26 protein-coding genes are annotated in these 19872 nt (G+C 70.4%); 14 read left to right on the top strand and 12 right to left on the bottom strand.

Annotation, left to right across the window (positions count from 1 at the left end):
* Nucleotides 1-215 precede the first annotated feature (215 nt).
* Complete coding sequence (locus BLQ91_RS02840; RefSeq protein ID WP_090094961.1) at nt 216-623, bottom strand: Rv3235 family protein; 408 nt, start codon at nt 621-623, stop codon at nt 216-218.
* Nucleotides 624-690: 67 nt separating this feature from the next.
* Between BLQ91_RS02840 and BLQ91_RS02845 the strand changes: the two genes are divergently transcribed.
* The gene (locus BLQ91_RS02845; protein ID WP_245733036.1) at nt 691-1101 is read left to right on the top strand and encodes an HAD-IA family hydrolase; all 411 of its coding nucleotides are present in this window, start codon (nt 691-693) and stop codon (nt 1099-1101) included.
* A 45-nt stretch (nt 1102-1146) separates the two neighbouring features.
* Here the strand turns inward: BLQ91_RS02845 and BLQ91_RS02850 are convergent, their stop codons facing one another.
* Nucleotides 1147-1893, bottom strand: coding sequence for a TrmH family RNA methyltransferase (locus BLQ91_RS02850; RefSeq protein ID WP_090094963.1), 747 nt, complete (start codon nt 1891-1893; stop codon nt 1147-1149).
* 105 nt (nt 1894-1998) lie between these two features.
* Here BLQ91_RS02850 and BLQ91_RS02855 point away from each other — a divergent pair, with 105 nt between their 5' ends.
* Genes BLQ91_RS02855 through BLQ91_RS02865 form a run of 3 tightly spaced genes read left to right on the top strand, consistent with a single transcriptional unit; the run spans nt 1999 to nt 4556 of the window.
* Nucleotides 1999-2664: a phosphotransferase gene (locus tag BLQ91_RS02855; protein WP_090094964.1), complete on the top strand. Its 666-nt coding sequence runs from the start codon at nt 1999-2001 to the stop codon at nt 2662-2664.
* 9 nt (nt 2665-2673) lie between these two features.
* On the top strand, nt 2674-4068 hold the full coding sequence (locus BLQ91_RS02860; RefSeq protein WP_090094965.1) for a WS/DGAT/MGAT family O-acyltransferase: 1395 nt from the start codon (nt 2674-2676) through the stop codon (nt 4066-4068).
* On the top strand, nt 4065-4556 hold the full coding sequence (locus BLQ91_RS02865) for a DUF6912 family protein (RefSeq protein ID WP_090094966.1): 492 nt from the start codon (nt 4065-4067) through the stop codon (nt 4554-4556). Before BLQ91_RS02860 ends, BLQ91_RS02865 begins: the two co-directional genes overlap by 4 nt.
* Before the next feature lie 3 nt (nt 4557-4559).
* Here BLQ91_RS02865 and BLQ91_RS02870 read toward each other — a convergent pair whose 3' ends face one another.
* Together BLQ91_RS02870 and BLQ91_RS02875 are read right to left on the bottom strand one after the other, a co-directional pair.
* Nucleotides 4560-5387, bottom strand: a complete 828-nt coding sequence (locus BLQ91_RS02870) for a GNAT family N-acetyltransferase (RefSeq protein ID WP_245733038.1) — start codon at nt 5385-5387, stop codon at nt 4560-4562.
* A 2-nt stretch (nt 5388-5389) separates the two neighbouring features.
* Nucleotides 5390-5776, bottom strand: a complete 387-nt coding sequence (locus BLQ91_RS02875; RefSeq protein ID WP_176959540.1) for a VOC family protein — start codon at nt 5774-5776, stop codon at nt 5390-5392.
* Nucleotides 5777-5812: 36 nt separating this feature from the next.
* On the opposite strand from BLQ91_RS02875, the gene pruA reads away from it, so the two are divergent.
* Nucleotides 5813-7441 (top strand): L-glutamate gamma-semialdehyde dehydrogenase, encoded by a 1629-nt coding sequence (gene pruA / locus BLQ91_RS02880; protein ID WP_090094969.1) that lies wholly within the window; start codon nt 5813-5815, stop codon nt 7439-7441.
* Here the strand turns inward: pruA and BLQ91_RS02885 are convergent.
* The 4 genes from BLQ91_RS02885 to aroA all read right to left on the bottom strand — a co-directional run bounded on the left by BLQ91_RS02885 (nt 7438) and on the right by aroA (nt 10963).
* Nucleotides 7438-8154 carry an NAD-dependent epimerase/dehydratase family protein gene (locus BLQ91_RS02885; RefSeq protein ID WP_245733040.1) on the bottom strand — a complete coding sequence of 239 codons (717 nt, stop codon included), beginning with the start codon at nt 8152-8154 and terminating at the stop codon, nt 7438-7440. The two genes, pruA and BLQ91_RS02885, sit on opposite strands and share 4 nt — an antisense overlap.
* Before the next feature lie 66 nt (nt 8155-8220).
* Nucleotides 8221-8691 (bottom strand): hypothetical protein, encoded by a 471-nt coding sequence (locus BLQ91_RS02890; protein ID WP_090094971.1) that lies wholly within the window; start codon nt 8689-8691, stop codon nt 8221-8223.
* A 2-nt stretch (nt 8692-8693) separates the two neighbouring features.
* Complete coding sequence (gene rsgA / locus BLQ91_RS02895; protein ID WP_090094972.1) at nt 8694-9692, bottom strand: ribosome small subunit-dependent GTPase A; 999 nt, start codon at nt 9690-9692, stop codon at nt 8694-8696.
* Between the two features lie 2 nt (nt 9693-9694).
* Nucleotides 9695-10963: a 3-phosphoshikimate 1-carboxyvinyltransferase gene (gene aroA / locus BLQ91_RS02900; protein ID WP_090094973.1), complete on the bottom strand. Its 1269-nt coding sequence runs from the start codon at nt 10961-10963 to the stop codon at nt 9695-9697.
* An 85-nt stretch (nt 10964-11048) separates the two neighbouring features.
* Between aroA and BLQ91_RS02905 the strand changes: the two genes are divergently transcribed.
* The 4 genes from BLQ91_RS02905 (at nt 11049) to BLQ91_RS02920 (ending at nt 13563) form a co-directional block, all read left to right on the top strand.
* Nucleotides 11049-11738 carry an SOS response-associated peptidase gene (locus BLQ91_RS02905; protein ID WP_090094974.1) on the top strand — a complete coding sequence of 230 codons (690 nt, stop codon included), beginning with the start codon at nt 11049-11051 and terminating at the stop codon, nt 11736-11738.
* The gene (locus BLQ91_RS02910) at nt 11735-12346 is read left to right on the top strand and encodes an alpha/beta hydrolase family protein (protein WP_090094975.1); all 612 of its coding nucleotides are present in this window, start codon (nt 11735-11737) and stop codon (nt 12344-12346) included. Before BLQ91_RS02905 ends, BLQ91_RS02910 begins: the two co-directional genes overlap by 4 nt.
* Before the next feature lie 41 nt (nt 12347-12387).
* The gene (locus tag BLQ91_RS02915; RefSeq protein WP_090094976.1) at nt 12388-12930 is read left to right on the top strand and encodes a DinB family protein; all 543 of its coding nucleotides are present in this window, start codon (nt 12388-12390) and stop codon (nt 12928-12930) included.
* Between the two features lie 126 nt (nt 12931-13056).
* The gene (locus tag BLQ91_RS02920; RefSeq protein ID WP_090094977.1) at nt 13057-13563 is read left to right on the top strand and encodes a hypothetical protein; all 507 of its coding nucleotides are present in this window, start codon (nt 13057-13059) and stop codon (nt 13561-13563) included.
* Here BLQ91_RS02920 and ybaK read toward each other — a convergent pair.
* On the bottom strand, nt 13560-14036 hold the full coding sequence (gene ybaK / locus BLQ91_RS02925) for a Cys-tRNA(Pro) deacylase (protein WP_090094978.1): 477 nt from the start codon (nt 14034-14036) through the stop codon (nt 13560-13562). The genes BLQ91_RS02920 and ybaK overlap by 4 nt on opposite strands.
* A 50-nt stretch (nt 14037-14086) precedes the next feature.
* On the opposite strand from ybaK, the gene BLQ91_RS02930 reads away from it, so the two are divergent.
* Together BLQ91_RS02930 and rsrA are read left to right on the top strand one after the other, a co-directional pair.
* Nucleotides 14087-14752 carry a sigma-70 family RNA polymerase sigma factor gene (locus BLQ91_RS02930; RefSeq protein WP_245733212.1) on the top strand — a complete coding sequence of 222 codons (666 nt, stop codon included), beginning with the start codon at nt 14087-14089 and terminating at the stop codon, nt 14750-14752.
* Entirely contained in the window at nt 14749-15009 is a 261-nt protein-coding gene (gene rsrA, locus BLQ91_RS02935; RefSeq protein WP_090094980.1) for a mycothiol system anti-sigma-R factor, read from the top strand. The genes BLQ91_RS02930 and rsrA overlap by 4 nt, the downstream gene beginning before the upstream one ends.
* Nucleotides 15010-15072: 63 nt before the next feature.
* Here the strand turns inward: rsrA and BLQ91_RS43705 are convergent, their stop codons facing one another.
* Nucleotides 15073-15147, bottom strand: coding sequence for a 50S ribosomal protein bL37 (locus BLQ91_RS43705; protein ID WP_369809028.1), 75 nt, complete (start codon nt 15145-15147; stop codon nt 15073-15075).
* 54 nt (nt 15148-15201) lie between these two features.
* Between BLQ91_RS43705 and BLQ91_RS02940 the strand changes: the two genes are divergently transcribed.
* A complete protein-coding gene (locus BLQ91_RS02940) occupies nt 15202-16680 on the top strand; it encodes a sensor histidine kinase (protein WP_090094981.1) in 1479 nt (492 codons plus the stop codon).
* 142 nt (nt 16681-16822) lie between these two features.
* On the opposite strand, the gene BLQ91_RS02945 is transcribed toward BLQ91_RS02940, so the two are convergent.
* Both BLQ91_RS02945 and BLQ91_RS02950 read right to left on the bottom strand, forming a co-directional pair.
* Nucleotides 16823-17077, bottom strand: coding sequence for a WhiB family transcriptional regulator (locus BLQ91_RS02945; RefSeq protein WP_015104912.1), 255 nt, complete (start codon nt 17075-17077; stop codon nt 16823-16825).
* A gap of 244 nt (nt 17078-17321) precedes the next feature.
* Nucleotides 17322-18263 carry a diacylglycerol/lipid kinase family protein gene (locus tag BLQ91_RS02950; RefSeq protein ID WP_090094982.1) on the bottom strand — a complete coding sequence of 314 codons (942 nt, stop codon included), beginning with the start codon at nt 18261-18263 and terminating at the stop codon, nt 17322-17324.
* Nucleotides 18264-18514: 251 nt separating this feature from the next.
* Here BLQ91_RS02950 and BLQ91_RS02955 point away from each other — a divergent pair, with 251 nt between their 5' ends.
* Both BLQ91_RS02955 and BLQ91_RS02960 read left to right on the top strand, forming a co-directional pair.
* Nucleotides 18515-18934, top strand: a complete 420-nt coding sequence (locus tag BLQ91_RS02955) for a hypothetical protein (RefSeq protein WP_245733042.1) — start codon at nt 18515-18517, stop codon at nt 18932-18934.
* Between the two features lie 82 nt (nt 18935-19016).
* Entirely contained in the window at nt 19017-19727 is a 711-nt protein-coding gene (locus BLQ91_RS02960) for a S1 family peptidase (RefSeq protein WP_090094984.1), read from the top strand.
* Nucleotides 19728-19872: the final 145 nt, after the last annotated feature.

Here is a 19872-nt window from a genome sequence, read left to right on the forward strand (position 1 = left end):
GGAGGGCGGCCCACGCGGCTTTTCAGGCCTGCGGCCGTCAAAGTGCGAGGCGGGGGTGTGAGGCCGGTGAAACGCGCAGGCTCGCGCAGGGGTTCTCCTCTGATTTCGGCTCCACCGCGGCCGAATTCACTCAGCGGGTCTGACAATTACGGCAATGAAGCGCGTACGCGCGATACGGGACCCAAGGCGACCACCGCACCCGCTGAAGCAGCCCCTCACTCCAGCACCGCGAACGAGGTGAACCACCACCTCCCACCCCGGTGCTCGACCCGGCAGGCCACGGCCAGCACCCGCCCCTCCCTGCGGACGGTCGCGGAAATCTCGGCCACGAACCGGGACGGGTGACAGACCCGAGGCATCCGGACCATCCGGGTGGTCCGAGGCCGCACCATCGCCCCGAGCCGCACCGCCAACCCCGGCACCGCGACCTGCCGCAGCAACCGAGCCGGCCGCCGCCCGTCCAGCACCTCCAGCACGGCACCCACCAGCCGCAGCGGATCCAACGCGGGCGACGGTGGATCGGGCTCCGGCACCCGGGCGGGGCGTGGCCGGGGCCGGGGCAGCGGAACGGCTCCGCCCACGGGCGGCTCGTAGGCGGGCAGGCGGCGGACGACTGGCGGCATGCCCTACCAGGCGAGCGGCGGACGTGATCAGGACACGGGCCACTCGAAAGTGGGTACCGTCGCCAAGGTGCTGAAAGCTCTGGTGCTCGACTACGGCGGCGTCCTGACCGATCCCGGCGAGGACAACCCGGCCGAGCCGCCGCTCCTCACCGCCCTGCGCGAGGTCAAGCGGCACGGGCTCAAGACGGCGTTGCTGTCCAATGCGGACGGTTGGTGGCAGCCGCCGCGAGCCTTCGACGGGCTCTTCGACGTGACGGTCCTCTCCGGTGAGGCCGGGCTGGCGAAGTCGGACGTCGGCATCTACCTGCTCGTGGCGCGGAAGCTCGGTCTCGAGCCCGGGGAGTGCGTGTTCGTCGACGACCTCGCGGTCAACATCCGCGGTGCTGCCGAAGCCGGAATGGTCGGCGTCCACCACCGGTCGACGCGGTCCACCCTCGAGGAGTTGGAGATCCTGCTGGGGATGGCGCTCCGCGAATGAGGGACCAGGGGATCGGTTGCCGCGCCGACCGGCTCCGAGCCCTTCTCACTGAGAGCGGCGCACCAGTTCGAAGCAGAGGACGGCCGCTGCCGAGGCGACGTTCAGGGACTCCACACCCGCCGCCATCGGAATGGAAAGCCACGACGTGATGTGCGGACGCACGTCGTCGGTGATCCCGGACGTTTCGCTGCCCAGGACGAAAGCGGCGCGGTCGCCGAACGAAGCGGAGTAGATGGTGTCGGACGCGTGGGAGTCGAGCGCGAAGAGCGGATAGCCGGACGCGCGCAACGAAGCCGAGGCCTCCGCCGCGGTGCCGCAGCGCAGCACGGGCGCTCGGAAGGCCACCCCGGCGGAGGCCTTGACCACGAGCGGGTCGATCGACGCGACGCCGCGGCGCGGGACGACGATGCCGTCGATCCCCGCCGCGGTCGCGGTGCGCAGGATCATGCCGACGTTCGCGGGCGTCGTGATGCCGTCGAGCACCAGCACGGACCGCAGCGACCCTTCTTCCAGGGCCAGGGCGAGCGGCTTCATGCGCGGCGCGACCACGTCGGCGAGCACGCCCTGGTCCTGCTTCCCGTTGCCCGCCAGCACCTTCACGCGTTGCGCGGTGGCCCGCTGCACCTGGACGCCACGGGAACGGGCCGCGTCGAGGATCTCGCGCGCGGCGGGGCCTCGGGCCGTGTCGGCGAGCACCACCTTGTCCACTGACAGCGCCGGGTCGTCCAGCGCCTCCAGCACGGGCTTGCGGCCGTAGACGGTGACGAAGCGGTCCTTGGGCGAGATCTCCACGTGAAGAGGGTGACAGAGGCGGGCACGGCGGGTTCGAACGGGTGAAGAGCTCCACTAGAGCCGTTCGGCCCTTGTGTTTCGGATCATATCGATGATGATCGTCACATGACGGCAGGTGTGCGCAGCGTTGCGCAACGTCAACATCTCGCGAGCGGTCAGGACTCGGATGTGTTCATCCGGTCGGACGGCTTGCTGGTCAAGCGCACCCGCACCGGCCGTGACCTGCGGCGCGAGGCGGAGATGATGGTGTACCTGAGCGGGTGCGGCATCCCCGTCCCGCGCGTTCACGACGCCGCGCGGGACGAGCTCGTCATGCAGTACGTGCCCGGCCCGCGGATGTCGGAGGAGATCGGTCGCAAGCCGTGGTTCGCCGGCGGTCTCGGCAAGGAGCTCGCGGACCTGCACCGCCGCCTCGACGTCATCCCCGCGCCCGACTTCCTGAGCGGCGAGGGCGACCTCCTGCACCTCGACCTGCACCCCGGCAACGTCGTGCTCGGTCCGGAGGGGCCCGTCGTCCTCGACTGGGCCAGCGCCACCAAGGGCGACCGCCGGCTCGACGTCGCGCTGAGCTGGGTCTCGCTCGCCGTCGCGAGCCTCGCCCCGGTCAAGAAGCTCACGCGGTGGCGGTTCCTGCGCTCGTTCATGGCCAACGCCGACCCGTTGGCGGTCGAGGCGATCCCGGAGGCCGCGCGCATCCGGCTGGGCCGCCACGACCGCGATCCGCGGGAACGGGCCGTGCTGCAGAGGTTGATGGACCGCGATCGCCACTAGGCTGGGTGCATGCCGGACCGACTGTCAGCGCTGGACGCCTCGTTCCTGTACATGGAGGGCTCCACGACGCCGATGCACGTCGGTGGCGTGGCGGTGTTCCGACGGCCCAAGGCGGGCTTCGACTACGACAAGCTCGTCGACCTCATCGAGCAGCGCCTGAGCCTCGTGCCGCGCTACCGGCAGAAGGTCGTGCACGTGCCGGGCCGCATCGCGCGCCCGGTCTGGGTCGACGACCCGGACTTCGACGTCACCTACCACGTCCGCAGGTCGGCGCTGCCCAAGCCGGGCAACGACACCCAGCTGCACGACCTGGTCGCGCGCCTGATGTCGCGCCCGCTCGACCACTCCCGCCCGCTGTGGGAGATCTACCTCGTCGAGGGCCTCGCGAAGAACCAGACCGCGGTCATCACCAAGACCCACCAGGCCATGGTCGACGGCATCGCGTCGCTCGAGATCGGCCAGGTCATGCTGGACGTGTCGCCGTCGCCGCGCACGAACGTCGAGAACCTCTGGATGCCGCAGCCGGAACCCAGTTCGCTGCAGCTCGTGGCCGACGCCGTCACCGACATCGTGCAGCGCCCCGGCGAGCTCGTGGAGAACGTCCGCAGCGCCGCCCTCGACACCGTCAACACGGTCGAGAAGGTCTTCCACGCGTTCGGCGTGCTCGCCTCGGCGGTCCGCACCGCCGCGACACCCGCGCCCGGGACACCGCTGAACGTCCGCATCACCTCGCCGCAGCGCCGGTTCGCCGTCGCCCGCACCCGGCTCGACGACCTGCGCGCCATCCGCAAGGCGCACGGCGGCACCGTCAACGACGCGGTGCTCGCCGCCCTGAGCGGAGCGTTGCGCAACTGGCTGCTCAGCCGCGGCGAGAACGTCACCGGCAGCACCACGATCCGCGCGATGGCCCCGCTCTCGGTACGTGAAGCGGACCCGGACTCGGGCAACAACGTCAGCGCGTACCTGGTCGACCTGCCCGTCGGCGAGCCGAACCCGGTCGTGCGCCTGCACCACGTGAGCCACGCGATGCGCGCCCACCAGGAGTCCGGCCAGTCGGTGGCCGCCGACGCGCTGGTGAAGGTCTCCGGTTTCGCACCGCCGACGCTGCACGCGCTCGGTGCGCGCGCTGCGAGTTCGTTCAGCCGGCGGCTGTTCAACGTCATCGTCACGAACGTCCCCGGCCCGCAGGTGCCGCTGTACGCGGCGGGCGCGAGAATGACCGAGATCTTCCCGGTCGTGCCGCTCGCCAGGAACCAGGCGCTGGCCATCGGGGTGACGTCGTACGACGGCGGTGTTTACTTCGGGTTGAACGGCGACCGCGACGGGATGTCCGATGTGGACGTTCTGGCGGCCATGGTCGAGGAGTCGGTGGAGGAACTGATGGGGACGGCGAACGGGTCATGAGGGTCTACATCCCGGCCACGGTGCCGATGCTGCGCGCGTTCGTCGACAACGGCGAACTGGCCCCGGTCACGGGCACGGCCTTCGCGCTGACGCCGGCGCTGCGCGAGTCCTACGCGGCGGGCGACACCGAGGAGCTGGAGTACGCGGCCATGATGGACGCCGCCCGCGCCTCGCTGCGGCTGCTGGCGGCCGACGAGAAGGCCGAACCGCGGCGCGCGGTGCTCGCGGTGGACATGGACGACGTCACGTTGCGGCCCGACCTCGACTTCTCGGTCGTGAAGGTCGGCGGCTCGTTCACCCTGAAGGACGTCGCCTCCGTGCACCTCGACACGGCCGAGGCCGAGCAGGACGTGCGCGCGGCGGTGGAGGTCGTGGACGCCGCGGACCTGGGCGACCCGGACGCCGAGTTCACCCTGGGCAGCGCCGAGGACCACGAGCTGGCCTGGTACGCGGCCCAAGAGCTGCCGTTCGTCCTGGAACTGCTCTAGGCCCTAGTCGCGGCGCTGGTCGTGCACCTCGGGCAGCGCGGTGAACCCGGCTGCCCGGTAGGTGGCGACGGCGCCCGCGTTCGAGCTCGGCGTGCAGACGACCGCGCTCGACGAGCCGAGGTCGCGCAGCGCGGCCGCGCCGGCGAGGGTGATCGCCCTGCCGAGGCCGCGGCCCCGGTGGTCGTGGTGCACACCCATCGGTTCGACCACTCCCGGCCTGCCGGGACCGGCCGACCACACCGTGATCGCCGCCGCCGCGTCCTGCCCGTCGAACGCGACGAGGCACCGCGCGTCCGCGAACGGCAGGCCCGAGGCCATCGCGTGCCAGCGTTCTTCGGTGAAGGTCGACTTCTCGAACGACGCCCTGATCACGGCGGCGTGCAGGGAGGCCTTTCCGGGTTCGACGACCTCGACCCGCACGCCGGGGCCGGGCACCGGTGAGGAGAGGTCGAGTCGCAGCGACGTCCACGGCTCGTCGGACTGCCAGCCGCGTTCGGACAACAGCTCCTTGAAGCGCGTGCCCGCAGGGGACTCGACGTAGACCTTCCCGGCGGGCAGCACGCCGCGGTCCGGGTCGCAGACGTCGTCGGCCAGCCGCCGCGCCAGGTCCTCGTCCTGCCGGGCGTCCGGCGCGATCGCGCACCGCAGCAGGTCGGCGCCGTCCAGCAGGCCGACGGCGAGCACCCGCCCGTCCCGGCGCCAGACGCGGACCGCCGCCTCGGTGGCCTCCTCGCCGAACCGCCAGTACCAGCCCACGTCGCCGGGGTGGAGCTGGAACGGCAGGTCGTCGCGCTGCCATTCGCGCAACGCGCGCACGGCGTCGTCGAGCACGGTCACATCCCTTCCGCGGGTTCCCACAGCTCGATCCGGTTGCCCTCGGGGTCGACGCACCAGCCGAAGCGGCCGAAGTCCGAGTCCTCGGTCTCGGGCAGCACCTCGACGCCGCGCGCCTTGAGCTTCGCCATCAGCGACGGCAGGTCGTCCACGCGCAGGTTCAGCATGGTGCGCTGGTCGGGTTCGCCGATGTACTGGGTGTCCTGGGCGAACAACGCCATCGTCGTCGTGCCGGGGTGCTCGTTCGTCGCCGTGTCGAGCCAGTGGAAGGTGACGGTGCCCTTCTCGCTCATCGGCACGCCCAGGTTCTCGCGGTACCAGGTGGCCAAGCGCACAGGATCCCGTGAACGCAGGAAAACCCCGCCGATGCCAGTCACCCGCGCCACCCGACGGACCCTACTACCGCGTGCCACGATGGGGGAATGGACGCAGTCACGTCTGCACCCGAACCGATCAACGAGCCCGTGCGCACCTATGCACCCGGTAGCGCCGAACGGACCAGCCTCCAGGCTCGCATCGCGGAACTCGAAGGCACCACCCACGAACTGACGATGACCATCGGCGGTCGGCAGCGCATGGGCGGTGGCGACCGCATCGACGTGGTCCAGCCGCACGACCACCGGCACGTCCTCGGTGTGACGGCGCAGGCCACCAACTCCGACGTCGCCGAGGCGATGCGCGCGGCCCAGCACGCCGCTGCGGGCTGGCAGGAGCTGCCGTTCGACGAACGCGCCGCGGTGTTGCTGCGCGCGGCCGACCTGCTCGCCGGGCCGTGGCGCGACACCCTCAACGCCGCCACGATCCTCGGGCAGTCGAAGTCCGTGCAGCAGGCCGAGATCGACGCCGCGTGCGAGCTGATCGACTTCCTGCGCTTCAACGTCCACTTCGGCCGCCGCGTCCTGCAGGAGCAGCCGCTGTCCTCGCCGGGCGTGTGGAACCGGATGGACCACCGGCCGCTCGACGGGTTCGTCGTGGCGATCACGCCGTTCAACTTCACCGCCATCGCGGGCAACCTGCCGCTGGCGCCCGCGTTGATGGGCAACACGGTGCTGTGGAAGCCGTCGCCGACGCAGCAGCTCGCCGCGCACTTCACCATGCGGCTGCTGGAGGAGGCCGGTCTGCCGCCGGGCGTGGTCAACCTCGTCACGGGCGACGGCCGGGCGGTGAGCGAGGTGGCGCTGAGGGACAGGTTCTTCGCGGGCCTGCACTTCACCGGCTCCACGCGCACGTTCAAGTCGCTGTGGCGGACCATGGCGGGCAACCTCGACCACTACCGCGCCTACCCGCGCATCGTCGGCGAGACCGGCGGCAAGGACTTCGTGCTGGCACACCCTTCGGCGGATCCGAAGGCGCTCGTCACGGGGCTCGTGCGCGGTGCTTTCGAGTACCAGGGCCAGAAGTGCTCCGCGGCGTCACGGGCCTACATCGCGCGGTCGCTGTGGGAGGGCGGTGTGCGCGAGCACTTGCTCGACGTCACGAAGTCGTTGTCCTACGGCGATGTCACGGACCTCTCGGTGTTCGGCGGCGCGGTCATCGACCACCGCGCGTTCGCCAAGCAGAAGGAGGCGCTGCTGATGGCGTCCGCGTCCACTTCGGTGGAGGTCCTCGCCGGCGGTTCGTGCGACGACTCGGTGGGCTACTTCGTCGACCCCGCGGTGCTGCTGGGCACCGACCCGCACCACGACATCTTCACGACGGAGTACTTCGGCCCGATCCTCGCGGTGCACGTCTACGAGGACGCGGACTTCCCGAGGATGATGGAGATCATCGACACCTCCACGCCGTACGCGCTGACCGGCGCGATCTTCGCCCGCGACCGCGCCGCCGTGGAGCAGGCCCACCGCGCCCTGAGGTTCGCGGCGGGCAACTTCTACGTCAACGACAAGCCGACCGGCGCCGTCGTCGGGCAGCAGCCGTTCGGCGGGTCGCGCGGCTCCGGCACCAACGACAAGGCGGGCTCGATCTACAACCTGCAACGGTGGACGAGCCCGCGCACGGTCAAGGAGACCCTGGTCCCGCCGGCGGACCACCGGTACCCGCACATGGGTTAGCGGCGGGGCTTCCAGCCGGTGGCCTCGGTGAGCTTCGTGCTCACGACCCGCTGCGACCGCCCGAACACCTCGAACGACGCGGCGAGCTTCCCGGAGAACCGCGGCAGGCGCGTGATCCCCGTGTCCCGCTTGAGCACCGGCGTCCCGACGTTGTAGACGCCGGGAGGCGCGTCGAGGGCGGCGACCGCCGCGGCCGCCGCGTCGGCGGGGTGCACGACCGACATCCAGCCGTCGCCGACGAGCACGGGCGGTGACATGGCGTCGCCGCCCATCAGCAACCCGAAGCGCAGGAACACGCCGCCGGGGTGCCGCAGCACGTTCTCCTGCGCCGTGACCGAACTGGCGACGTGCCCGACCGGGTCGATCGGCGCGCTCTCGTCGAGCTCCCGGTCGCCGCCGTCCGCGTAGACGAACGAGATGCCCTCCTGCACGACCCGCCCGACCCCGGCCCTGGTCGCGGCCTCGACGACGGCGGCGCTGCCCTCGGTGCGGATGCGGTTGTTCTCCGCCCACGCGCGGGCCAGGACGGCCTTCGCGCTCAGCGGGATGCGGGTGGCGAGGTTGACCACGGCGTCGTGGCCCGCGAACGCGGCGGTGAGCTGACCGACGTCGAACATCGAGGTGGTGTGCCGGTCCAGCACACCGACCTCGTGACCCGCCGCCCGCAGCCGCGGCACCGCTTCCCGTCCCAGAACGCCCGTCGCACCGATCACGAATACCTTCATGACCAGTGGACGGGGTAGGGCGTCAGTACGTGACGGGCACCCGTGTGAGGGCGCTCACTTCGGAAGCCGTTCGAAGGCTTTGGCCGCGAGACCCTGGACGACCTGCCCGACGGCGTTGGGGTCGGTGCCGCGCTGCACCACCTCGAACCGGACGAGCTGCCGTTCCCGCACCTCCAGGACGGCGTCGCACCTCACCTCGCCGGAGGTCTCCGCACACCTGCGGGTCAGCGGGCGGTTGTTGCTCTCGCCCTCGCCGCCCGCGATCACACCGCCGTAGCCACCGTCGGACAGCAGTGCCCGCGACTCGTCCGCGAACGCCGCCTCCAGCAGCGTCAGCTCGACGGTCAGCGAGTCGAACCTGAAGTCGCACACCCGGTCGGACCTGGCCGGCGTGCCGCTGAGCCCGCCCGCGTCACCGGGCCGCAGCAGCGAACACGGGTCCACCTCGGCGAAGGCCGGTTCGCCGCCGGTGGCCGAGCACGCGGCGAGAGTGACCAGCAGGGGCAGCAACCAGCGCATGCTCATGATCAGTCAGCGTAATCGTCGATGCCCGCGCGCGAAGCCAGCAGCCGCCGCAACGAGGTGAGGCGGCCCGCCGCGTCCGGCACGAGCTCGTCCAGCACGCAGCCGGGGTCCTCGGGCGGGCCGAGGTGGCCGCAGCCCGGCGGGCACTCCTCGGCGGCCTCGGCGAAGTCCGGGAACGCCTTGACGATGTCGTCCGGCGTGATGTGCGCGAGGCCGAACGAGCGGATGCCGGGCGTGTCGACGACCCACCCGCCGCCGGGCAGGCGCAGCGCCACGGCCTGGGTGGAGGTGTGGCGGCCCTTGCCGACGCCGGACACGACGCCCACGGCGCGGTTCGCGTCCGGCACGAGCTTGTTGACCAGGGTGGACTTGCCGACGCCGGAGTGGCCGATGAGGCACGACACCGTGTCCGCGAGGCGTGCGCGCAGCTCGGCGGGTTCCTCGTCGGACCTCGTCACGATCACCGGCACGTCGAGCTCGGTGTAGAGGGCGAGCAGCGCGTCGGCGGACGCCAGGTCCGACTTCGTCAGGCACAGCACCGGTTCCAGGCCACCGGCGTACGCGGCGACGAGGCAGCGGTCGATGAAGCCGGTGCGCGGCGGGGGATCGGCCAGCGCGACGACCATGATGAGCTGGGAGGCGTTCGCGACGACGACGCGTTCGAACGGGTCCGTGTCGTCCGCGGTCCGGCGCAGCACGGACGTGCGCTCCTCGACGCGCACGATGCGGGCCAGCGTGTCCGGCAGGCCCGTGGTGTCACCGACGATGCCCACCTGGTCGCCGACCACCACGGGCGTGCGGCCCAACTCGCGCGCACGCATCGCCGTGACGATGACGCCGGACTCCAGTGCGCACGTCCAGCGCCCGCGGTCCACGCCGATCACCATCGCGGTCTCGGCGTCGGCGTGTTCCGGCCGCCTCTTGCTGCGCGGCCGCGTCCCCTTGCCGGGGCGCACGCGCACGTCGGACTCGTCGAGCTTGCGCCAGTCCCGCTTGCCCACTTCTACGCGCCCCCGGTGAGCATGGCGTCCCACATGCCGGGGAAGTCGGGGATCGTCTTGGTCGTCGACCCGATGTCGTCCACCTCGACGCCCGGCACCACCAGGCCGATGATCGCGCCCGCGGTCGCCATCCGGTGGTCGGCGTAGGCCTTCCACACGCCGCCGTGCAGCGGAGCGGGGTCGATCACCAGGCCGTCCTCGGTCTCGGTCGCGGTGCCGCCGAGCGCGTTGACCTCGTTCACGAGCGCCGCGATGCGGTCCGTCTCGTGGCCGCGGATGTGCGCGACGCCGCGGATCGTCGTGCGCCCCTCGGCCAGCGCGGCGAGGGCGGCGACGGTCGGCGTGAGCTCGCTCTCGTCGTGCAGGTCGATGTCCACACCGGACAGCTTCGCCGGCCCGCGCACGGTCAGGCCGCGCTCGGACACCTCGACCTCGCAGCCCATGCGCTCGAGGATGCCGCGCACCGCGTCACCGGGCTGCGTGGTCGTCGCGGGCCAGTGCGGGATCGTCACCTCGCCGCCGGTCACCGCGGCCGCCGCCAGGAACACCGTCGCGTTCGACAGGTCCGGCTCCACGTGCCACGTGCGCGCCTTGATCACCCCGGGCTCGACGCGCCACGTGTTCGCCGTGCCGGCGTCCACCTCGACGCCGACCGAACGCAGCGTCTGCACCGTCATGTCGATGTGCGGCAGCGAGGGCACGGGCTTGCCGTCGTGCCGGATCGTCACGCCCTTGTCGTACCGCGCGGCCGAGAGCAGCAGCCCGGAGACGAACTGCGACGAGCTCGACGCGTCGATCGTCACCTCGCCGCCGGGCACCGATCCCCTGCCGTGCAACGTGAACGGCAGCGCGCCGCCCTCGACGTCCGCGCCCAGCGCCCGCAGCGCACCCAGCACGGTGCTCATCGGCCGCAGACGGGCGTGCGGGTCGCCGTCGAAGCGGATCTCGCCCTCGGCCAGCGCGGCGGCGGGCGGCAGGAAGCGCATGACCGTGCCCGCGAGACCGCAGTCGACGTCCGCCGGCCCGCGCAGCGCACCGGGCGTGACGTCCCAGCCGCCGTCCTCGCGGTCGGCGAACCCCACGCCCAGCGACGACAGCGCGGCAGCCATCAGCACCGTGTCGCGGCTGCGCAACGGCGCGTGGACCGTCGAGGGCCCGTCGGCCAGCGCCGCGAGCACCAGGACGCGGTTCGTGATCGACTTCGAGCCGGGCACCGGCACCGTCGAGTGGACTGGGCCGGACGCGCCGGGGGCTGACCAGTGCTGAGTCATGCCTGAATCTTCCCGCATGGGCGTCGGGGCAGCTCGCACAGGTGTTCCCGGCGTGGGATCATCGTGACTTCGGAGGTGATCGGTTTTGTGTGGTAGGTACGCCTCCACCAAGGACCCGGCGCTGCTGGCGGCCGAGTTCGACGCGGTGGACGGAACCGGCGACGAGGCACCGGGGGCGGACTACAACATCGCCCCCACCAAGCACGTCATGGCCGTGGTCGAGCGCAAGCCGGAGGACGAGGAGCTGGAGCGCAGCATCCGCGTCCTGCGCTGGGGTCTCGTCCCGCACTGGGCCAAGGACCTCTCCGGCGCGGCGAAGATGATCAACGCGCGGGCCGAGACCGTGCTGAGCAAGCCCGCGTACAAGCAGTCGGTCACCAAGCGGCGCTGCATCATCCCCGCCGCCGGCTGGTACGAGTGGCAGCCGGGTGAGGGGCGCAAGCAGCCGTACTTCATGACGCTCGGGGACGACACGTCCCTGGCGATGGCGGGCATCTGGTCCGTGTGGTGGAAGGACGACGTTCCGACCGTCACGTGCGCGGTGCTCACCACGGAGTCCATCGGCGCGTTGACCGAGGTGCACAACCGCATGCCGTTGCTGCTGCCCCAGGACCGCTGGTCGGCGTGGCTCGACCCGACGTCGCTGGACCCGTCCGCACTGCTGAGCCCGGACCCGTCGCTCGTCGAGGCACTGGAGCTGCGCCCGGTCTCGACCGCCGTGAACAGCGTGAAGAACAACAACGCCTCCCTGCTCGAACGCGCAGAGCTGTCGTGACGACGCTGTTGGTGGACACGCCGCACGGCCCCGCGCGGGCCTCCCTGCACTGTGCCCACGAACCGCGGGCGGCGTTGCTGCTCGGCCACGGCGCCGGTGGTGGCGTCGAAGCCCCGGACCTGGTCGCCGCGTGCCACGCCGCCAACAAGGTCGGCGTGCACGTGGCACTGGTCGAACAGCCCTACCGCGTCGCGGGCCGCCGTGCCCCGGCGCCCGCGAAGCAGCTCGACACCGCCTGGATGTCCGTAGTGGACGACCTCGGCGAACGCTGGTTCGACGGCCTGCCCCTGGTGTTCGGGGGCCGGTCGTCGGGCGCGCGCGTGGCCTGCCGGACGTCGGTCGAGGGGCAGGCCGTGGCGGTGCTCTGCCTCGCGTTCCCGGTGCACCCGCCGGGCAAGCCGGAGAAGTCGCGGATGGCCGAGCTGGACGGCGTCGAGGTCGCCACGCTGGTGGTGCAGGGCGAGAACGACCCGTTCGGGCAGCCGAACCGCGCCCACCACCGCGAGGTCGTGCTGCTCAAGGGCGACCACTCGCTGAAGGCGTCCTTGGCCGACGTGGGCCGGTCGGTCGGGGAGTGGCTCGACCGGGTGCTCCGGCCGCTCGATTAATCGCCTGCTCCCCGCCTGCGCCGGCACTACTGTCCGGCCCCATGACGGTTCTCGACGAGCAAGGCAGGCCCGAACCTCCCACCGACGGCGACGAGCTCGCCACGCTGACCGGGTTCCTGGAGTTCCAGCGCGCGACCCTCGCGTGGAAGGTCGGCGGGCTGACCGCGCAGCAGCTCGCGCTCACCACGGCGAAGTCCGAGATGACCCTCGGCGGCCTGGTCAAGCACCTCGCCTACGTCGAGCAGCAGTGGTTCCACGTCGTGCTGCACGACCGCGAGCCGCTGGAGCCGTGGAAGAGCGTCGACTGGGAGGCCGACCACGACTGGGACTGGCACTCGGCCGCCGACCACACCGCCGAGGACCTGGTCGCGCTCTGGCAGGACGAGGTCGAGCGCTCCCGCGAGGCCGTCGCGCAGGCCCTGGAGACCGGGGACCTCGGTCAGGCGGCCAAGCGCAAGCCGTGGCGCGACGACCGGACCGTGAGCCTGCGCTGGATCCTCGCGCACATGGTCGAGGAGTACTCCCGCCACAACGGCCACGCCGATCTGATCAGAGAAGCGGTCGACGGTCAGACCGGTGAATAGAGCGGTTCCCAACTGAGACGGACATCGGCCGGAAGTACGGGAATCCTTCCGGTGACAACCGAAGGCGAAGCGATTGCGTTACCGGGGTTGTAAGAGAACGCAGTCGCTTCGCATCCGGGAGAACACTTGAACAGGTTCCGCAAGTCCGCGACCATCGGCTCGCTGGTCGCGGTCGCCGCTCTGGCCCTCGCGGGGACGTCCGCGGCGCAGGCCGCCGGCACGTCGTCCGCCGCGCCCTGGTGCACCGGTGACGATCTGGTGATCGCCGCCCACGACATGCGCCCGACGTCGAACCCGGACAAGGGCCACGTCCTCAGCTTCACCGCCGCCGAGGGCGTCACCTGCACGATCGGCGGCAGCCTGAGCAACGTGCGGTTCCTCGACGCCAAGGGGCAGGACATGAACGTCCCGCTGACCGGTGGTCAGGGCCAGTACACCGAGACGACGGTCCACGGGATCTTCGCCTCCGTCGTCTACATCGGCTCGCCGAAGAAGAGCTTGAGCGTGACCCCCGCGTTCATCCAGTTCGACCTCCCCGGCCAGGGCAGCCTCGGTGACCGGATCACCACCGCGTGGCCGTCGTGGATCGGCGTGCCCGTGCAGATCGGCAACATCATGTGGCCGGTCAGCTAGGCGCTGATCTGTGCGACCACCGCGCCGGTGAGGCGCACCAGGTCGGCAGGCGTGATCTCGACTTCGAGCCCACGCCTGCCGGCGCTGCAGAAAATCGTCTCGAACTGAGAAGCCGACTCGTCGAGCACGACGGGCAGCCGCTTTTTCTGGCCGAGAGGAGAAATGCCGCCGGCGACATAACCCGTGGCGCGCTCGGCGTCGGCGACGACGGCCATCTTGGCCTTCTTGCCCTTCACCGCGGCGGCGAGGCCCTTGAGGTCGAGCTGCGACGTCACCGGCACGACGCCGACCGCGAGCTTGCCGTCCACGTCGGCCACCAGGGTCTTGAACACGCGTTCCGGCGCCAGGCCGAGGGCCTCGGCCGCCTCCAGCCCGTACGACTCGTGGCGGGGGTCGTGCTCGTACGAGTGCAAGGTGTGCGCCACCCGCTGCTTGTCCAGCAGCGCTGTGGCGGGAGTCCCACGTCCGGCCATGCGGAATTACTACCAGCACCTCCGTTGTTGGTCAGAACGTGGCAACGAACATGCTCGAGCGGTCACGCGTAGAGTCAGTCCCGACCCAGAACCTGTGGGAAGGGAGCGCGGTGCCCGCCACCGGCACGACAGAGACGACGGCGGAGCGCGCTGCGCGTTTCGAGCGCGACGCTATGCCCATGCTCGACCAGCTGTACTCGGCGGCCCTGCGCATGACGCGCAACCCTGCCGACGCCGAGGACCTGGTGCAGGAGACCTACCTCAAGGCCTACTCGGCGTTCGCGTCCTTTTCGGAGGGCACGAACCTCAAGGCGTGGCTGTACCGGATCCTGACGAACACCTACATCAACGGCTACCGCAAGAAGCAGCGCCAGCCCATCCAGCAGCCGACCGAGGAGATCACGGACTGGCAGCTGGCGCGGGCGGAGAGCCACACCTCGTCCGGCCTGCGCAGCGCCGAGGTCGAGGCACTCGACAACCTGCCCGACAGCGACGTCAAGGAAGCATTGCAGCGGTTGCCGGAGGACTTCCGGATCGCGGTCTACCTCGCCGATGTCGAAGGCTTCGCGTACAAGGAGATCGCAGACATCATGGGCACCCCGATCGGCACGGTGATGTCCCGGTTGCACCGGGGCCGTCGCCAGCTCCGCGACATGCTGGCGGACGTCGCCCGTGACCGCGGTTTCCTCCGAGGCAGCAACGGAGACGCGTCATGAACTGCGGCGAACCCCACGACACCGACTGCTCCGAGGTGCTGAGCGAGGTCTGGCTGTTCCTCGACCAGGAATGCGACCAGTCCCGCCGCGCGGCCCTGCAGACGCACCTCGACGAGTGCCATCCGTGCCTGGAGCAGTTCGGGCTGGAGGAGCACCTCAAGGCGCTGCTGGCCCGCAAGTGCGGCGGCGACTACGCGCCGGCCGACCTCAAGGCGCGCATCCGGGCGACGATCGTGGAGATCCGCGCCGAGGACTGACCGTTCTTCAGCAAGACGAAAGGCCCTGGTCACCGTGGTGGTGTCCAGGGCCTTTCGCAGCACTCAGGCGTTGGGGCGCTTGCCTCGGTTGGCGCCGCCCTTTTTGCGGTCGCGGCGCTTGCGAGCACGCTTCGACATGGGTGTCTCCTAGGATCAGAACTGCTTCATCGACCAGTTTCTCATGGAGGAGTTCTGTCTACTCTCACGGACCTGCTGGCCGAGCACACCAAGCTCTCCGGCGCCGCCGTCGACCACCTGCAACTGGTCGTCGCCGAGTGGCAGCTCCTCTCGGACCTCTCGTTCGCGGACTTCCTCATGTACGTGCCGCTGGACGACGGGAAGTTCCTCTGCGTCGCCCAGGCCCGCCCCACGACGGCGCCGACGGCCCACCCGGAGGACGTCGTCGGCAGCGCGGTCGGCTCCGAGGAGCACCCGCAGCTGCGCCGGGCCATGGACGAGTCGCGGATCTGCCGCGAGGAGGACCCGCGCTGGCACCTCGGCGTGCCGGTGCGCCGGGAGACCATCCCGGTGCGGCTGGGGACGCAGGTGATCGCGGTGCTGAGCCGCAGCACGAACCTGGCCGTGCCGCGCGTGCCGTCGCCGTTGGAGATCTCCTACCTCGGCAGCGCGGCCGACCTGTGCCAGATGATCGCCGACGGCACGTTCCCCGCGCCCGAGCCCTCGCCGGACGTGCACACCAGTCCGCGCGTCGGTGACGGCCTGATCAGGCTCGACCCGTCCGGCGCGGTGGTGTTCGCCTCGCCGAACGCGCTGTCGGCCTACCACCGCATGGGGCACGCGTCCGACCTCGTGGGCGTGCACCTGGCGCCGTTGACGCGCAGCCTGATCGGCGACCCGTTCGACGCCACCGAGGTCGCCCAGCGCATCCGGCAGGCGCTGGACGGCCAGACGTCGATGCGCATGGAGGCCGAGTCGCGCCGCGGTGCCGCCGTGCTGTTCCGTTCGCTGCCCCTCCGGCCACGGGGGCAGGCCGCCGGCGCCATCGTGCTGTGCCGCGACGTCACCGAGGTGCGCCGGCGTGACCGGGCGTTGATGTCCAAGGACGCCACGATCCGCGAGATCCACCACCGCGTGAAGAACAACCTGCAGACCGTCGCGGCCCTGCTCCGGCTGCAAAGCCGCAGGCTGAGCAACCCGGAGGCGAAGGAGGCGCTCGCCGAGTCGGTGCGCCGTGTGACGTCCATCGCACTGGTCCACGAGACCTTGTCGATGTCCGTCGACGAGCGCGTGGACCTGGATGACGTGGTCGACAAGGTCATCCCGATGATGAGCGACGTCGCCGTCACGGAGACCCAGGTGAGCGTGCGCCGCGAGGGCGGTTTCGGCATCGTCCCCGCCGAGATCGCGACCCCGCTGGTGATGGTGCTGACCGAGCTCGTGCAGAACGCCTTCGAGCACGCCTATGCCCCTGGCCAGCGCGGGGAGGTCGTCGTGCACTCCGAGCGGACCGCGAAGTGGCTCGACGTGACGATCACCGACGACGGCAAGGGCCTTCCGCAGGGCTTCTCGCTGGAACGCACCGACCGGCTGGGTCTGCAGATCGTCCGGACCCTCGTCGATTCCGAATTGAGAGGCTCGTTGAGCTTGCGGCGGAGGCCTCGAGGCGGTACTGAGGCGGTCCTGCGCGTGCCGCTCAGAGGGCGGCGCTAAACTAACGCCGTGCACACGTGACGATCAGCCTCAGCGGTCTCACGTGGTCATGCGGGAGGGTGTGCAAACAAAAGAAAAAGCCCGACACCTGGCACGGTGTCGGGCTTCTTCTTATGTGCAGCTCTTGAGGCTAACTGCCTGCTCAGGCGTTGCTGCGGGCGCGCGTGCGAGCGTTGCGGCGCTTGAGGGCGCGGCGCTCGTCCTCGCTCATCCCGCCCCAGACGCCGGCGTCCTGCCCGCTCTCGAGCGCCCAGGCGAGGCAGTCGGAGACGACGGGGCAACGGCGGCAGACGGTCTTCGCCTCGGCGATCTGAAGCAGCGCGGGACCACTGTTCCCAACGGGGAAGAACAGCTCGGGGTCCTCGTCGCGGCAGATCGCGCGGTGGCGCCAGTCCATTGGAACTACTCCTCAGCTAGGCGCGCACAAAGGCACGCCGGTTGTCAGCGGTCGTTTTGGGGTGCTTGTGAATGCTTTCACGAACGGCTGGGATGTCAAGGGGTAAGCACTGACCCGGTGAGTGAACTCACCCAAAAGATCGACAGCGTTCACCTGGGGTTTCACGCTCTGCTGTCACTCGACTGCAGTACATCCCGGGTGGGTACCAGGACGGTCACGAAGCGATCACGGACTGTCAAGTTGCCTATACCGCAACAGCCAACGCATCGGGAACCGCCCGGAACTCCACCGCCGTGGTCGTTCCGAGGAAATCTCCGTCGACCTGGAGGTTCGCGGGCTCCTCGGACTTCACTCTCACATAGCCCACGTCATCACGCCGAACGAGTTTCGTGCTCTTCGGATTGCCCGTCGCGAGGACCTGGGCGATGTAGCGCCCGACGGTGGGTACCCGCAAAGTCTCCAAAGCACTCAACCCGAGACCGCCGTCGAACGACGTGCTGGGGTTGAGCTGGATCGGCTTGTCGCCGAAGTACGTCCACGGGTCGGTGTTCGACACGAACACCATGCCGACGTCGTCGAACGGCGGCTCGTCCGGGATCTCGACGGTGAAGTGCTGCGGCTTGCGCACGTTCCGCGCGTAGGCCTTGAGCGCGACGCTCAGGTAGAGCGCGGGACTCGCGTGGCGACCTTTGGCGCGCTTGCGCTCCACTTCCGCGACGACGTCGGCGTCGAGACCCATGCCGGCGTTGAAGGTGAACCAGCGGCCGTCCGCGCCCTCGGCGACGTCCGCGAACACCTGGCCGAGCCCGATGCGGCGGCTGGTGCCGTGCTCGATCGCCTGGAGCAGGACGTGCGTGGCCTCGACCGGGTCGCGCGGGATGCCCAGAGCGCCGGCGAAGACGTTCGCCGACCCGCCGGGGACGACGCCGACCATGGGCGTGTCCGGACGGGCGCCGTCGCGCAGGACCCCGTTGACCACCTCGTTGACCGTGCCGTCGCCACCGTGGGCGATGACCAGGCCGAACCCGTCCGCGACGGCCTGATGCGCGGCGTCGGCGGCATGTCCGCGATAGGAGGTCTCCACGACCTCGAGCTTCACGTCGCTGGCCAACGCGTGCGCCAACACGTCACGGCCCGCCGGCGTCGTTGTAGTCGCCTGCGGGTTCACCACGAGAAGAGCGCGCACTACTTGAGGGTAAGACAATGCGTGACTATCGGCGTCTCGCATGTCCTCCCTCGGTGTGGCTCCAGCCTCACGAAAGTGGCGCAAGTCTCCCTTCCGTCGCACCGCATCGCGCCTCGCAGCCGAGTGCACCCCGGACGACCGCCGGCTCGCTGAAGGCCCCTTGATCTTCCCCCGCGGGACGTGCTTCCAGAGCCCTCCAACCGGGTGGCCTACGATCCGTGACCAGTACAGAACGTGAGGAAAGGTCTCCCGTGACCACTGGCACCCCGGCACCGCCGAACTCGGTGCGCGCCGCCGCCGCGCTCACCTCCCTGCAGGGCCTCGGCGGCATCGCGCTGGCCGTCGCGCTCGTCGTCCGCGTGCTCCAGGGAGCGCCCTCAGCAGGGCCGATCCTCGGCGCGGCAGGTGTGCTCGTCCTCTGGTTCGGCGGCGTGACCTTCGCTTCGGTGATGTTGTTCCGCGGCCACACGGGTGCGCGCACGCCTGTGATCGTCACGCAGCTGCTGCTGCTCGGCTGCGCCTGGTACGCCTACGGACCGTCAGAACAGCCGTTGCTCGGCTCGCTGGGTGGCATCTACTGCGTCGTGGTGCTCGTGCTGCTCTTCACCAACGACGGCCGCAAGTGGGCGCTCGGCCTGACGGACGTCGCCGAAGGAGACAAAGCCGACTAACGGAGGGTGGTCACAGTCACACGGCCGGGTGAAGCTGTGGGTGGTTGCTTAACCACTCCCTGCTCTCACGAGGTGACCAACCATGCGTGTGATGACCGCGATCGCGGGCGCCTTCCTGGCGGCGCTCTCCCTCGCCCCCGCTACCGCCACGGCGGCTCCGGAGAACCCGGACATGTCGCCGATGATCATCGGCGGCAGCTACGCCCAGAACTTCCCGTACGGCGCTCGCCTGTTCTTCAACGGGCGGGAGAACTGCTCGGCCACCAAGATCGCGCCGAACTGGATCCTGACCGCCGAGCACTGCGTCTCGGGCAGCGGCACGTACACGTTCCGCGCGGGCAGCCTGGACCAGACCTCGGGCGGCCAGCTCGTCACGGCCACCCAGATCATCAAGCACCCCTCCGCGGACCTGGCGCTCGCGCGGGTCGGCACGGCGATGTCCGCGCCGTTCTCCCCGCTCGGCAACCCGGTCACGGTCGGCCAGACCGTGCAGCTCTACGGCTGGGGCGCGACCTGCACCAACCAGCCCGAGATCAACTGCCAGTCGCGCTACCTGAAGGTCGCGAACACCCGCGTCACGTCCACCAACGGCCGTGACTACCGCGGTGGCCAGGCCATCTCGGTGCAGCGGGTCGACGGCATCGCGGCCGGCGGTGACTCCGGTGGCCCGATGTTCGCGAACGGCCGCCAGGTCGGCGTCGCCTCGACGTCGGACCGCTCGACGCGCTCGAACTACACCAGCATCAACAACACCAGCTACCGGTCCTGGATCCAGCAGTACGCCGGTGTCTGACACACCCTGATCGACCTGCGGCAAACCCTGCGATGGCCCTCTGCTCCGGCAGGGGGCCATCACCCTGCGTGTTCACTAAATGGTGTATGGACACGAACGGAGTAGCCGGTTACCGTGCCCCCAGCGTTCGCGCCGCTCGGGAGCA

The organism is Lentzea jiangxiensis, assembly GCF_900104175.1.
Lineage (GTDB): Bacteria > Actinomycetota > Actinomycetes > Mycobacteriales > Pseudonocardiaceae > Lentzea > Lentzea jiangxiensis.